The 13,572-nt window shown below is 64.2% G+C and carries 15 protein-coding genes; 11 read left to right on the top strand and 4 right to left on the bottom strand.

Annotated features, from left to right (window positions below; translation table 11 throughout):
• The first annotated feature begins 44 nt into the window (after positions 1 to 44).
• Both C0V78_RS11465 and C0V78_RS11460 read left to right on the top strand, forming a co-directional pair.
• Positions 45 to 800 (top strand): sulfite exporter TauE/SafE family protein, encoded by a 756-nt coding sequence (locus C0V78_RS11465; RefSeq protein ID WP_101797835.1) that lies wholly within the window; start codon positions 45 to 47, stop codon positions 798 to 800.
• A complete protein-coding gene (locus tag C0V78_RS11460; RefSeq protein WP_101797834.1) occupies positions 797 to 2,392 on the top strand; it encodes a GMC family oxidoreductase in 1,596 nt (531 codons plus the stop codon). The genes C0V78_RS11465 and C0V78_RS11460 overlap by 4 nt, the downstream gene beginning before the upstream one ends.
• Here C0V78_RS11460 and C0V78_RS11455 read toward each other — a convergent pair.
• A complete protein-coding gene (locus tag C0V78_RS11455; protein ID WP_101798335.1) occupies positions 2,389 to 3,585 on the bottom strand; it encodes an MFS transporter in 1,197 nt (398 codons plus the stop codon). The genes C0V78_RS11460 and C0V78_RS11455 overlap by 4 nt on opposite strands.
• 123 nt (positions 3,586 to 3,708) lie before the next feature.
• On the opposite strand from C0V78_RS11455, the gene C0V78_RS11450 reads away from it, so the two are divergent.
• The 4 genes from C0V78_RS11450 (at position 3,709) to C0V78_RS11435 (ending at position 6,947) form a co-directional block, all read left to right on the top strand.
• Positions 3,709 to 4,275, top strand: a complete 567-nt coding sequence (locus C0V78_RS11450; protein WP_101797833.1) for a pyridoxamine 5'-phosphate oxidase family protein — start codon at positions 3,709 to 3,711, stop codon at positions 4,273 to 4,275.
• 10 nt (positions 4,276 to 4,285) lie between these two features.
• Positions 4,286 to 4,984, top strand: a complete 699-nt coding sequence (locus C0V78_RS11445; protein ID WP_101797832.1) for an endonuclease/exonuclease/phosphatase family protein — start codon at positions 4,286 to 4,288, stop codon at positions 4,982 to 4,984.
• 158 nt (positions 4,985 to 5,142) lie between these two features.
• Positions 5,143 to 5,481, top strand: a complete 339-nt coding sequence (locus C0V78_RS11440; RefSeq protein WP_101797831.1) for a P-II family nitrogen regulator — start codon at positions 5,143 to 5,145, stop codon at positions 5,479 to 5,481.
• Positions 5,482 to 5,510: 29 nt separating this feature from the next.
• A complete protein-coding gene (locus C0V78_RS11435) occupies positions 5,511 to 6,947 on the top strand; it encodes an ammonium transporter (RefSeq protein ID WP_101797830.1) in 1,437 nt (478 codons plus the stop codon).
• Positions 6,948 to 7,100: 153 nt separating this feature from the next.
• Here C0V78_RS11435 and C0V78_RS11430 read toward each other — a convergent pair whose 3' ends face one another.
• Genes C0V78_RS11430 through C0V78_RS11420 form a run of 3 tightly spaced genes read right to left on the bottom strand, consistent with a single transcriptional unit; the run spans position 7,101 to position 8,811 of the window.
• The gene (locus C0V78_RS11430) at positions 7,101 to 7,982 is read right to left on the bottom strand and encodes a sterol desaturase family protein (protein ID WP_101797829.1); all 882 of its coding nucleotides are present in this window, start codon (positions 7,980 to 7,982) and stop codon (positions 7,101 to 7,103) included.
• Complete coding sequence (locus C0V78_RS11425) at positions 7,979 to 8,386, bottom strand: hypothetical protein (protein ID WP_101797828.1); 408 nt, start codon at positions 8,384 to 8,386, stop codon at positions 7,979 to 7,981. The genes C0V78_RS11430 and C0V78_RS11425 overlap by 4 nt, the downstream gene beginning before the upstream one ends.
• Entirely contained in the window at positions 8,383 to 8,811 is a 429-nt protein-coding gene (locus tag C0V78_RS11420; RefSeq protein ID WP_101797827.1) for a TIGR01244 family sulfur transferase, read from the bottom strand. The genes C0V78_RS11425 and C0V78_RS11420 overlap by 4 nt, the downstream gene beginning before the upstream one ends.
• A 293-nt stretch (positions 8,812 to 9,104) precedes the next feature.
• Between C0V78_RS11420 and C0V78_RS15265 the strand changes: the two genes are divergently transcribed.
• The 5 genes from C0V78_RS15265 to C0V78_RS11395 all read left to right on the top strand — a co-directional run bounded on the left by C0V78_RS15265 (position 9,105) and on the right by C0V78_RS11395 (position 13,558).
• Complete coding sequence (locus C0V78_RS15265) at positions 9,105 to 9,875, top strand: cold-shock protein (RefSeq protein WP_101797826.1); 771 nt, start codon at positions 9,105 to 9,107, stop codon at positions 9,873 to 9,875.
• Between the two features lie 141 nt (positions 9,876 to 10,016).
• Positions 10,017 to 11,207 carry an aspartate aminotransferase family protein gene (locus tag C0V78_RS11410; RefSeq protein WP_101797825.1) on the top strand — a complete coding sequence of 397 codons (1,191 nt, stop codon included), beginning with the start codon at positions 10,017 to 10,019 and terminating at the stop codon, positions 11,205 to 11,207.
• On the top strand, positions 11,204 to 12,133 hold the full coding sequence (gene argF / locus C0V78_RS11405) for an ornithine carbamoyltransferase (RefSeq protein ID WP_101797824.1): 930 nt from the start codon (positions 11,204 to 11,206) through the stop codon (positions 12,131 to 12,133). The genes C0V78_RS11410 and argF overlap by 4 nt, the downstream gene beginning before the upstream one ends.
• Positions 12,130 to 13,038 carry an Hsp33 family molecular chaperone HslO gene (locus C0V78_RS11400; protein ID WP_101797823.1) on the top strand — a complete coding sequence of 303 codons (909 nt, stop codon included), beginning with the start codon at positions 12,130 to 12,132 and terminating at the stop codon, positions 13,036 to 13,038. The genes argF and C0V78_RS11400 overlap by 4 nt, the downstream gene beginning before the upstream one ends.
• 103 nt (positions 13,039 to 13,141) lie before the next feature.
• A complete protein-coding gene (locus C0V78_RS11395) occupies positions 13,142 to 13,558 on the top strand; it encodes a hypothetical protein (protein WP_254049899.1) in 417 nt (138 codons plus the stop codon).
• Positions 13,559 to 13,572 lie beyond the last annotated feature (14 nt).

Genomic DNA, 13,572 nt, shown 5'->3' with positions numbered 1-13,572 from the left:
AGCGCGACTTGCACTGCGCCGGTGGCTGTGCTTGGCGGCGGGCAATGTCGCTGCTCGCCGATCCTTATGCCCTGGCGCTTGCATTCCTTGCCGTGCTGGTGATCGGCATGGCCAAGGGGGGGCTTTCGGGCGTGGGTGCGCTGGGCACGCCGATCCTGGCGCTTGCCCTGCCCCCGGCAGTCGCGGCGGCAGTGCTGCTGCCGGTGATCATCGTGCAGGATGTGGTCAGCGTATGGTCCTTCCGGCATGACTGGAGCCGCTGGATCGTCGGGTGGATGCTGCCGGGAACGATCGCAGGCATTACCCTGGCCACCGGTTTCGCCGCCAGTGTGGACGAGCGCTGGCTGCTGCTGCTGCTCGGCGCGATAACGCTGGCCTTCGGGCTGCTGCGCCTGTGGGTGGAACGCGGCGGCCGTATCGTTGCTGCATCGAACTCGCCGGGATGGGTGGGCACCCTGTTCGGGGTTGCCGCCGGGATCACCAGCCAGGTCGCCCACGCCGGTGGCCCGCCCTTCCAGATGTGGGTAACCCCGCGCCGCCTGCCGCACACGACCTACATCGGCACTAATGCCGTGCTGTTCGCCCTGATGAACTGGATCAAGGTGCCGGGCTACATCATGCTGGGCACGCTGAACTGGGAGACGTTGAAAGCAGCCATGCTGCTCATGCCGCTGGCCGTGGTGAGCACGATCATCACGCTGAAGATCCTGCGCCGGTTGGATTCGCACCGGTTCTACACCATCATCTACTGGCTGATGGTATTGCTGGGGGCCAAACTTGTGTGGGACGGGATCGCGTGAAGGGGGAGCGCTTCGACTACGTCATCGCCGGCGGGGGCAGCGCCGGCTGTGTGCTTGCCAACCGCCTTTCCGCCGATCCGCGCAACCGTGTGCTGCTGCTGGAGGCCGGCGGGCGTGACAATTACATCTGGGTGAAGGTGCCGGTCGGCTACCTCTACTGCATCGGCAATCCCCGCACCGACTGGTGCATGACCACCGAGCCCGACCCCGGACTGAACGGTCGCAGCCTGAAGTATCCCCGCGGAAGGGTACTGGGCGGCTGCTCTGCCATCAACGGCATGATCTACATGCGCGGGCAGGCGCGCGATTACGATCACTGGCGGCAACTGGGCCACCCGGGCTGGGGCTGGGACGATGTCCTGCCCCTGTTTATCCGGGCAGAGGACCACTTCGCAGGCCCCACCGAATTCCACGGTGCAGGCGGTGAAATCCGGGTCGAGCGGCAGCGCCTGCGCTGGGAAATCCTCGAAGCCTTCCAGCAGGCCGCAGCCGAATGGGGCCTACCGCCGACCGACGATTTCAATCGCGGGGACAATGAAGGTTCCGGCCTGTTCCAGGTCACCCAGCGCAGCGGCTGGCGCTGGAGCGCTTCGGACGCATTCCTCAAGCCGGTCCGCAGCCGGGCAAACCTGAAGGTCGTCACCGGGGCGCTGGTGGACCGGGTGATCGTCGAACAGGGCCGCGCCGTGGGCATCGCCTATCGTCTCGGACAGGAGGAGCGGGTGGCGCGTGCCGATGGCGAAGTCCTGCTCTCCGCCGGGGCCATCGGCTCTCCGGCGATCCTCGAACGCTCGGGCATCGGCGATGCAGAGCGGCTGCGCGGATTGGGCATTGCCCCCAAGGTGGATGCGCCGGGCGTTGGCGGCAACCTGCAGGACCACCTGCAATTGCGCTGCGCCTGGAAGGTATCGGGCGTATCCACGCTGAACCAGCGCGCGGCCAGCTTGCTGGGCAAGGCGCTGATCGGACTGGAATATGTCCTGCGGCGCAGCGGCCCGATGGCCATGGCGCCCAGCCAGCTCGGCATGTTCCTTAAAAGCGACGAACGGCAGGCAAGCGCGAACCTTGAATACCATGTCCAGCCGCTGAGCCTTGAGGCCTTCGGCGGAAACCTCGATCCCTGGCCGGCATTCACCGCATCGGTCTGCAACCTTCGGCCCGAAAGCCGCGGCACCAGCCTGATCCGCAGTGCCGATCCGGCCGATCATCCGGCAATCCGGCCGAACTACCTTTCCACCGACGAGGACCGGCGGATCGCCGCGCGCTCAATCGCAATCACGCGCGAGATCGTCGGCCAGCGGGCGCTTGCCCGCTATGCCCCCGAGGAAATGCGGCCCGGCATGCAATATGCGGACGAGGCGCAGCTGATCGAGGCAGCCGGCAATGTTGGGACAACGATTTTCCACCCGGTGGGCACTGCCGCCATGGGCAGCGTGGTCGACAGCCAGTTGCGGGTGCAGGGAATCTCCGGCCTGCGCGTCATCGATGCATCGGTCATGCCGACGATCACTTCAGGCAACACGAATGCGCCGGTGATGATGATCGCCGAGAAGGGTGCGGCAATGGTGTTGGCCGACGCGAAATCCGGTTAGTCAATCCAGGCCTTGCGCAGGCGCGGTGCGGCAAGCGTCATGAACAGGGCGGCAAGCAGATAGAGCGAGCAGACCGCGATCACAGCCCAGCGCAGCGATTCGGCCCCGTAATAGGGCGCAAGCGCATCGCTGAGACCACCGACCGCGAGCGAGCCGAAGGTCAGCCCGATGCCATTGTTGACGAAGAGGTAACACGCCGAAGCCGTGGCCCGCTCATTCGCGGGGACAAGGTGCTGGATCGCCGTCGTCGTCGGGCCGAGCCAGACGTAGATCAGTCCCGATGGCAGCAGCAGGATGAGGAACAGGGCGACAAGATCGGTGCTGAGGAAGGCGAGCGCCATGAGCGGGAACGACAGCGCATAGGCAATGGCCCCGACGCGGGCATAGCCCGCCCGGTCCCGCGTACCGATCCGGTCCGCCACGAAACCGCCGGCATACATCCCGACCGTACCGGCGAGCAGCAGCTGCGCGGCCATGAACTGCCCGGTTTCGACCAGTGTCAGCCCGTAGGAGCGCTGGATCAGCGTCGGCACCCAGAAGGCGATGCCGTATCCGCAAAGCGAGCCCGTCGCCGCCCCCAGGGACATCAGCCAGAACACCGGCAGGCGGGCAAGGCGGGCGAAGGTCTGCGCCACGGGCACTTGCACGGCCTCCGGCGCGATCGGCCGGTCGCGCACGACCCGGCGGAACGGCAGGACAACCAGCAGGCCGGCAAGGCCAAGCACGATGAAGGCCAGCCGCCAGTCTACAGCCGCGGCGATCATCGCGCCGAACAGCGCGCCCACCGCCTGGCCAAGCGGGATGCCCAGCGAATAGGTCGCCATGGCGCGTGCCCGCTTTTCCGGCGGGAAGGTTTCCGAAATGATCGCATAGGACGGCGCAACGCCGCCCGCCTCGCCGATGCCCACCCCCAGGCGGAACAGGAATAGCTGCCAGAAGCTCGTCGCCACGCCGCACAGGGCGGTAAAGCCGCTCCACACCGCAAGGCTCCAGCCGATCACGCGGGCACGTCCCTTGCGGTCGGCCAGAACGCCCAGCGGAATCGCCATGGTGGAGAACAGCAAGGCGAAGGCCAGCCCGCCCAGCACGCCCATCTGCGTATCGCTGAGGCCAAGGTCCGCCTTCACCGGCTGGGCCAGGATGGCGAGTATCTGCCGGTCCAGGAAATTGAAAGTATAGACCACCAGCAACATGCCCAGCACGGCATTGGGGGAATAGGTCTTCCGCCCGGCTTCGTTCTCGCTCAACTGTCGCTTCCCTGTCCTGGCGGGACGCGGGCCTGTTCAAGCCGCGCCGCTTGGTCTAGCCATGTTCGCATGGCCGAGTTCACAGATAGCCTGACGGCCAGCCATGTCGAGATGATCGACAAACAATCGGTCTATTTTGTCGCCACTTCCGCGAGCGAGGGGCGGATAAACCTCAGCCCCAAGGGGCTGGCCGATACGTTCCGCGTGCTCTCGCCCCGCCGCGTTGCCTACCTGGACCTTGCAGGTTCGGGCAACGAGACCAACGCCCACCTGCTGGCAGACGGCCGCATCACGGTGATGATGTGCAATTTCGACCAGCCGGCGCTTATCCTGCGAATCTACGGGCGCGGCCGGCCCGTGTTGCCTGCCGATCCAGACTGGCCGGAACTTGCCCCCCATTTCACCCTGCTGCCGGGCACCCGCCAGATCTTCGACATTGCCGTGGAAAGCGTGCAGACGAGCTGCGGCTGGGGCGTACCGATGATGTCGCACGAGCGGCACCGCGAAACGCTGGTGAAGTTCCACAGCGGCAAGGACGCCGGTGAATGGACCGCCAAGTACGGATCGCGCACCCGCAGCATCGATGGCCTTCCCGCGCGGCCGACGGACCGCTACATCCCCGGCGAGACAGGCTGAACCCGATCCCGTGCATATCAAGGTTGCCAGCTACAACATTCACAAGGCCGTGGGGCTTGACCGCAGGCGGGATCCCGATCGCATCCTTGCGGTCCTGCGCGAGATCGATGCCGATGTGATCGCGCTTCAGGAAGCGGACCTGCGCTTTGGCGACCGGGCCAGCGTCCTGCCGCGACAGGCCATCGACGATCATTCGCCGTGGAAAGCGGTGCCGCTTCGCATGCGCCCGGATTCGATCGGCTGGCACGGCAATGCCCTGCTGGTGCGCCGAGAGATCGAGGTGATCCACGCCGAGCCGGTGCCCTTGCCCACGCTCGAGCCGCGGGGCGCCGTCTGCGCGGAACTGTCGATTGCCGGGAAACGCCTGCTGGTGGTGGGTATGCACCTTGACCTGTCAGGCCTGCGCCGCCGGCACCAGCTTCGCGCAGTGCTCAACCACATTGCCAATTGCGGACGGACCGCGCCTGCCGTCCTGATGGGCGATTTCAACCAGTGGTCGCACGCACGCGGGGCGATGCGCGAGGTCGACAATGGCTGGCACCTGCTGACGCCGGGCAATTCCTTCCCGACCCGGCAGCCCGTTGCTGCATTGGACCGGATCGTCGTCTCGAGCGAATGGCAGTGCCTGCGCAAGGGTGTGCATCACAGCCCCCTCGCCGCCCGTGCATCGGATCATTTGCCCGTTTTCGCCGAGCTCATCACTGCCTAATTTTTAGGCACATGCTTGCGAATCGGGCGCTGCATCGCAGCATTGCCTGACTATCGTTTTCCTTATTTACCTGAATTTCTTTATTTTTCTAATTCTGGCACGCGCTTTGCGAAGTCAGTCCAGCCGGAGCGGGTCCGGCAGGCTGACAGGAAACAGGCATGAAATTCATCATCGCCATTATCAAGCCGTTCAAGCTCGACGAAGTGCGCGAAGCGCTCGGTTCGATCGGGATTGCCGGCATGACAGTGTCTGAAGTCAAAGGCTTCGGAAGGCAAAAGGGGCAGACCGAGATTTACCGCGGGGCAGAATATTCCACCAACATGCTGCCCAAGGTGAAGATCGAGATTGCCGCAAGCAACGATCTTGCACCCCAGGTGGTCGAAACCATCCAGCAAGTGGCAAGCACATCGGCCATCGGCGACGGCAAGATCTTCGTCCTCGACCTCGCGCAGGCCGTGCGCATTCGCACCGGCGAAGCCGGGGATACAGCGCTGTGACGCGCCAATCCGACAGGAGGGAAAACACAATGTTCCGCAAACTGATTTGCGGCGCCGGCGCTGTAGGCACTTCGCTGCTCACCGCCACCGCCGCCTTCGCACAGGAGGCCGCTGCCGCTGGGCCTATCAAGGCGCCGACAGTCGAGCAAATGGCTACCATGGTGAACAAGGGCGATACCAGCTGGATGCTGGTCAGCTCGGTCCTCGTGCTGCTGATGAGCATCCCCGCACTGGCGCTGTTCTACGGCGGCCTGGTCCGCACCAAGAACATGCTTTCGGTGCTGATGCAGGTTTTCATGATCGTCAGCGTGGCCGCCCTCGTGTGGGTGGGCTGGGGCTATACGATGGCCTTCACCTCTACCAACACGCCCTGGCCATCGCTGGTCGGCGGCTTCGACAAGGCGTTCCTCCAGGGTGTTTCGGCTTCGACCTATGCCGCGACGTTCTCGAACAACGTCTACCTGCCTGAATTCGTTTTCGTCATTTTCCAGATGACCTTCGCCTGCATCACGCCGGCCCTGATCGTCGGCGCCTTTGCCGAACGCATCAAGTTCTGGCCGCTGATGCTGTTCACTGTCCTGTGGCTGACGATCGCCTATTTCCCGATCGCGCACATGGTTTGGTACTGGGCCGGACCGGACTTCCTGCCTGATGCACCGACCGATGCCGGTCTGCTCTGGGGCTGGGGTGCGCTGGACTTCGCCGGTGGCACGGTGGTGCACATCAACGCCGGTATCGCAGGCCTTGTGGGCTGCCTCATGATCGGCAAGCGCCTGGGCTTTGGCAAGGAAGCCACTCCCCCACACTCGCTGACCATGACGATGATCGGCGCTTCGCTGCTGTGGGTGGGCTGGTTCGGCTTCAACGCTGGCTCCAACCTCGAAGTCAACGGCGTGACCGCGGTGGCCTTCATCAACACCTTCGTCGCCACGGCTGCCGCCGCGCTTTCCTGGTCGCTCGTCGAGCAGGCCCACCACGGCAAGCCCTCGATGCTGGGTGCCGCCACGGGTGCCGTCGCCGGCCTCGTCGCGATCACCCCGGCCTCCGGCTTCGCGGCTCCGATGACCTCCATTGCCCTTGGCCTGATCGTTTCGCCGATCTGCTACTTCTTCGTCTCCACGGTGAAGAACAAGCTGAAGTACGACGATACGCTCGATGTCTTCGGCGTGCACTGCGTGGGCGGCATCGTCGGCGCCATCGGCACCGCCATCGTCGCCGACCCGGCGCTCGGCGGCCAGGGCTTCTTCGATTACACGAAGTTCCCCGCCGTTCCCGGCACCTATGACATGGCCGCACAGCTGGTCACGCAGATCAAGGCGGTCAGCCTGACCCTGGTCTGGTCGGGCCTGGTCTCCGCCGTGCTGTTCTTCGCCATCGACAAGGTCTTCGGACTGCGCCCCAGCGAAGATGCCGAGCGCGAAGGCCTCGACCTCAACGAACACGGCGAGCGCGCATACAACTACTAAGCGCTTGTCCCGAACTTGGCGGGATCGGGAGCTCTCCTCCTCTCCTCCTCTCGGTCCCGCCTCCCGACGTTCCTCCTGCGAACGCAACTACAAGGCCCGGAAGCCAGCCGCTTCCGGGCCCTTTTTTGTTATCGGCAAGTAGCCGGGGGAAGGTCAGTCCGATTGGCGGGACAGCCAGCGTTGACGGATCGCGTCGCTGGTGTCGCGGCTGCCGTCATGGGTCCAGCCCGGGACGCGCCAGATGTAGGAAAGCTTGTGCCGCCACGGGGCAGTCCAAACGTCACGGGCAATGCCGATCCATTCGTGGAAAGCAGTCCACAGCAGGTTGAAACTGCCAAGCTGCCTGACGATCCCATAGTGGATGCGCACCCCCTCCTGCTCGGGCTGAAAGGTGCCGAAAAGGCGATCCCAGACGATGAACACGCCGGCATAATTCCGGTCGAGGTACTGCGGATTGACGGCGTGGTGAACGCGGTGGAATCCCGGCGTGTTGAACACGGCCTCAAACCACCGGGGCATGCGGCCGATAGCCTCTGTGTGAATCCAGAACTGGTAGGTCAGGTTCACGCCCACGCAGGTAGCGATCATCAGGGGATGAAAACCGGCAAGCGCCAGCGGCACGCGGAACAGGAAGCCCAGCGCGATGAACCCGGTCCAGCTTTGCCTGAGCGCGGTCGAGAGGTTGTAGTGCTGGCTGGAATGATGATTGACATGGCTGGCCCAGAACCAGCGGACGCGGTGGCCGGTGCGATGGATCCAGTAATAGGCAAGGTCATCAAGCACGAAGCAGGCGATCCACGCCCACCATTCCCAGCTAACGGTAAGCGGGCGCAGCTCAAAGGCTGCGAACATCACTTCCAGCACCAGCCAGCCGGTCAGCATTCCCGCCACCACGCTGCCCAATCCCATGAGCAGCGAAACGAGCGTATCGGCGGGCTCGTAGGCCGCCGGCCTTTTCCTGCGCGCCCACAGCATCTCGATCACGATGAGGATCAGGAAGGCGGGCGTCGCGAGGGTGACGGGATCGAATTTCATCGCGCCTTGCCCAACCGGCGCAGGCTACCTGCCCAGGCCTGTGCTTCGCCGCCAAGGTCGAGCGTTACCGTGCCGAAGGTGCGCTCGCCCGTCGAGATGGTGAGGAAATTCCGGTCGAGCCGCAGGCCTTCGTGGCTGGCAAGCAGGCGGGCGGCAAAGTGGGCGCCGTGCCGCTTGAGCAACATCACCCGGTCCTGCGCATCGCGTAGCAGCGCGCCGATCCCCGCCTTGTCCAGCGTCACCTCAACCGGAGAAAAGCCGCAGACTGCGGCTTCAGCAAGGGCGCAGGCCTCGGCCTTGTCGCGCAAGCGGACATCGCCGCCAAGGCTCATGCGCCTCGCCAGAGCCGCAAGGGCAAGCACGGCGAACAGGGAAACGGCAATCTGGACCAGGGTCGCGATCACCTGGCCTGTGCCGAAAGCATGTCGAGGAGTGAACGGACCGGGCCAAGATCGTATACCGCCCCCGCTGCCGCAACGGCCAGGGCTTCGGGATCTTCCCCGCGGCTTGCCTCGGCCAGGGCCCAGAGCAGGGTCGAGCGCGTGCCGGACCGGCAATAGGCCAACACCTTGCCTTCGCCCGCCAGCGCATCGGCCATGGCGCGAACCTGCGGCTCGCTGAAGCCCGCGTGGGTGACCGGGATGGCAACGTATCCAAGGCCGGCGGCAGCGGCAGCCGCCTCGATCTCGCTGCCGGGCGTCTGGTCTGCACTTTCGCCCTCAGGGCGGTTGTTGATGATCAGGGCGAAGCCCTCGGCCGCCGCCTGCGTCACATCGGCCAGTTCGATCTGCGGACTGGCATAAACCCGGTCGGTCAACTTGCGAAACATGTCCTGCCTTCCTGCTGGCCCGAAAACAATCGCGCAGCTTCTATGTCGCGCGCTGATCGGCTGGCAAGCACGTTCACCGGCATGCCCCGCCCCGTCGTGCAGAAATGTCACGCCTCTCCGACAAATAGCCCATGCACGGATTCGATTCGCTCTTGCGGTTTTTTTAGGTTATGCCCGATTTTGCAGAGGGGAGTGCCGCTTGCAAAGGTGGGTGCTCGTCCTGTCGCCCAACGCGTCTCGTCCGCGTCGTTTGGGCAGTGATGACTGGGCGAAGCGAAGGTAATTGCAGGTTTATGGGTTTCGATAGAGGACGTCGCGGCCGGGGACGCGACAAGCGGGACGGTTTCGGAGAGGATAATTTCGACCCGTTCATGGGCGGTGGTGACCGCTTTGGTGGCGGCGACCGCTTCGGCGGCGGTGGTGATCGCTTTGGCGGCGGTGGTGATCGCTTTGGCGGCGGCGGCCCGCGCGGCGGCTTCGGCGGCGGCGATCGCGGCGGCTTCGGCGGCGGCCCCCGCGGTGGCGGCGGCGGCTTCGGCGGCGGTCCCCGCGGTGGCGGTGGCGGCGGCATGCCGGCCCAGGTCGTTGGCCAGGGCAAGGGCGTCGTCAAGTTCTTCAACGCACAGAAGGGCTTCGGCTTCATCCAGCAGGAAGGTGGCGGCGAAGACGTCTTCGTCCACATCAGCGCGGTCGAGCGTGCCGGGCTTGAAGGCCTGGCCGAAGGCCAGGGGCTTGAGTTCACGCTGGTTGACCGCGGCGGCAAGATTTCTGCCAGCGACCTCTCGGTCGTGGGCGATGTGATCGCCGTTGAAAAGCGCGAAGCTGCGCCCCAGCGCCAGCTGACCGGTGAAAAGGCGACCGGCACGGTGAAGTTCTTCAATTCGATGAAGGGCTTCGGTTTCATCACCCGTGATGATGGCCAGCCGGATGCGTTCGTCCACATCAGCGCGGTCGAGCGTTCGGGTCTTCGCGACCTGAATGAAGGCGACCGGCTTGAATTCGACATCGAGGTCGATCGACGAGGCAAGTACTCGGCGGTCAACCTGGTGCCGCGCCAGGACTGACAGCCGGCGCACCGCTGCCGGAAATTGACCGGCGGCGCGCAACCGAATAAACGCGTGGCAATGGCGGCTCCGTATGGAGTCGCCATTTGTCGTTTGCGTTCCCCAGTTCTGCCAATTTCTGGAATTCAAAGGATACGTTCGATGTCGATTACCCCGCTGATGCCAGTTTACCCGCGGTGCGCGTTCCGGCCCGTACAGGGCGACCACTGCCACCTGATCGGCGAAGACGGGCAACGTTATCTCGACTTCGCGGCAGGCATCGCCGTGAACATCCTTGGCCATTCGCACAAGGGCCTGATTGGCGCGATCCAGAGCCAGGCCGAAACGCTGATGCACGTATCGAACCTCTATGGCAGCCCCCAGGGCGAACACCTTGCCCAGCGGATCGTCGACCTGACCTTTGCCGACACCGTGTTCTTCACCAATTCAGGTGCGGAAGCGGTGGAATGCGCGATCAAGACCGCGCGCGCCTACCACCAGCATGTCGGGAACGACCACAAGTACGAGCTGATCACCTTCAAGAACGCCTTCCACGGCCGCACGCTGGCGACCATCAGCGCATCGAACCAGGAAAAGATGCACAAGGGGTTCCTGCCGCTGCTCGCCGGGTTCAAATACGTCGAATTCGACGACCTTGAGGCAGCGAAGGCGGCAATCGGCCCCAACACGGCAGGCTTCCTGGTCGAGCCCGTCCAGGGCGAAGGCGGCATCCGCCCGGCCTCGGACGAATTCATGAAGGGCCTGCGCGCATTGGCTGACGAGCATGACCTGATGCTCGTGCTGGACGAAGTGCAGTGCGGCTATGCCCGCACCGGCAAGTTCTTCGCCTATGAGCATTACGGCATCGAACCGGATATTCTCGCCAGCGCAAAGGGTATCGGCGGCGGCTTCCCGCTGGGCGCCTGCCTTGCCACCGAGAAGGCAGCCAGGGGAATGGTGATCGGTACGCATGGATCGACCTATGGCGGCAATCCGCTGGCGATGGCCGCTGGCGAAGCCGTGCTCGATGCCGTGGCAAATGAGGAATTTCTCGATCGCGTCCGCACCATGGGTGACAAGGTGCGGGCCCGGCTGGAACAGTTCATCGGCAACTATCCCGAACTGTTCGAGGAAGTCCGCGGCAAGGGGCTGATGCTGGGCGTGAAGATGAAGCCCGAACCGCGCGGCTTCGTGGCTCACATGCGCGACAACCACCAGTTGCTTACGGTGTCTGGTGGTGACAACACCTTCCGGCTCGTGCCGCCGCTCGTGATCGACGATGCCCACGTCGATGAATTCATGGAAAAGCTCTCTGCCGCAGCAGCGAGCTACAAGGCGGATGCACCGGCATGACCACGCGCCACTTCCTGAACCTCGCAGATGCCGGCGGCGATGCCGTCGCCGCCATGATCAACGATGCCTTGTCGCGCAAGTACGCGCGCACCGGCATGCCCAAGGGCGCGGCCGATCGCGATGCGCCTCTCGCCGGGCGTACGCTGGCCATGATTTTCGAGAAGAGTTCGACGCGAACTCGCGTCAGCTTCGATATGGCGATGCGCCAGCTGGGTGGCGGAGCCATCGTGATGGAAGCCGGTTCGATGCAGCTCGGCCGGGGCGAAACAATTGCCGACACCGCGCGGGTTCTCAGCCGCATGGTCGATGCAATCATGATCCGCACCGACGATCACGCGAAGGTCGAGGAGATGGCTGCTCATGCCACGGTACCGGTGATCAATGGCCTGACCGACCTTTCCCACCCCTGCCAGATCGTTGCCGATCTGCTGACGGTGATCGAGCACGGCAAGGCCCTGCCCGGACTTGAAGTCGCCTGGCTTGGCGATGGTAACAACGTGCTCAACTCGATCGTCGAAGCGGCGGGGCTGATGAAGTTCAACGTCCGTATCGGCGTGCCAGATGGGTATGACTGCGATCGGGATTTCGTCGCCAGGGCACAGGCCGCCGGCGCGGTCATCACCACCCACCGCGATGCCGCCTCGGCCGTTGATGGTGCGGATGTGGTTGTGACGGACACCTGGGTTTCCATGGGCCAGACCGGAGCCGAAGCCCGCATTGCTGCGATGACGCCGTTCCAGGTCAACGAAGACCTTATGGCCCGCGCAAAGGGGGATGCCCTGTTCCTGCACTGCCTGCCTGCCCATCGCGGAGAGGAAGTGACTGACGGTGTGATCGATGGCCCACAATCGGTTGTCTGGGACGAGGCGGAGAACCGTATCCACGCGCAGAAGAGCATCCTGCTCTGGGCAGCGGGGCTGCTGTGACGGAGGAGGCGGGCATTCCTGAAGGCGAGACCGGTTTTGACCGGGTGCTGGCCTTCACCCTGCCTGAGCGGAATGCGCGCGGACGGGTGGTTCGTCTTGGTCCTGTGCTGGACACGATCCTCTCCGCGCATGACTATCCCGTCGCAATTCGCCAGTTGCTGGCCGAAGCGCTCGTTGTCACGGTGCTTCTGGGTTCGCTGCTCAAGAACGATGGCAGCCAGCTGACGCTGCAGGCGCAGAGCGATGACGGTATCGTCGACCTTCTGGTGTGCGATTTCCGGGGGGGCGAGATTCGCGGCTATGTGCGTCACGATGCCGAGCGGCTGGCAGCCCTGGAAGCCATGCCCTCGCTCACCAGCCTGCTTGGCTCGGGCTACCTGGCGGTCACCTTCGATATTGGCGAATCGGGACAGCGATACCAGGGCATCGTGCCGCTGGTCGGCGTAACGCTGGCGGAATCCTGCGAGAACTATTTCGCTCAGTCCGAACAGATTCCCACGCTGATCCGGATTGCCGTGCGCGCCGGAAGCAGCGGCTGCATTGCCGCTGGCTTCCTGGTCCAGCACCTGCCTGATGGTGAGGAGGGCCGCGAAAGGTTGCATGTCCGCATGGACCATCCGGAATGGGAACACGTTGCAGCGCTAGGCGGTTCGGTGCGAGCGGACGAGCTTGCAAGCCGCGATCTTTCGCTGGAAGCTATTGTCTGGCGCCTGTTTCACGACGAGGCCGAGATCCGGGTAGAGCCGGGATCCGGGCTCTCACGCGGATGTCGTTGTACCGAGGAACACTATCGTTCGATCCTGTCGCGTTTCGCGGAAGAAGACCGCATCGAAATGCGGGACGATGATGGGCTTGTTTCTATCGACTGCGCCTTTTGTTCGCGCCTTTTCCGGATCGAAATCTAGGCACAGTTCGTCGATGGTTTAACACGCTTGGTCGCAGCGGCTTTTTCGTTTATACGTATTACTCGGGCTACGCTTCTCGATGCGGCCCCGCAGGAGTGACGCGATGAGTCTGGCTGGGTTCTTTCGACCCGCAGTGGTTTTGGCGGCGATGCTGGCTGTCGGGGCGCAAGCACCGGCACTCGGGCAAAAGCGTCCGCTCACCATGCTGGACCAGCTGGCGGACGGTCGCTGGGAATTGCGCATTCGCGGCGAGCGGAATCAGGTCGAGCGCGTGTGCCTTCAGGACGGACGGGGACTGATCCAGCTGCGCCATCCCGAGCAGGCTTGTGAAAGGCTCGTCGTTGATGACCAGCCGAACCAGGTAACCGTACAGTACACCTGCCGAGGCCGCGGTTATGGCCGCACCCAGATCCGGCGGGAAAACGATCAGCTGGTGCAATTGCAGTCGCAAGGCATCGCAGGCGGTCTGCCCTTCGATTTCGCGGCTGAGGGGCGCCGGGTCGGCGACTGCACGAGCTGAAATCAATTGCCCGC

This window comes from Novosphingobium sp. TH158, assembly GCF_002855555.1.
Lineage (GTDB): Bacteria > Pseudomonadota > Alphaproteobacteria > Sphingomonadales > Sphingomonadaceae > Novosphingobium.
This window is presented reverse-complemented; position numbering and strand designations above follow the sequence as displayed.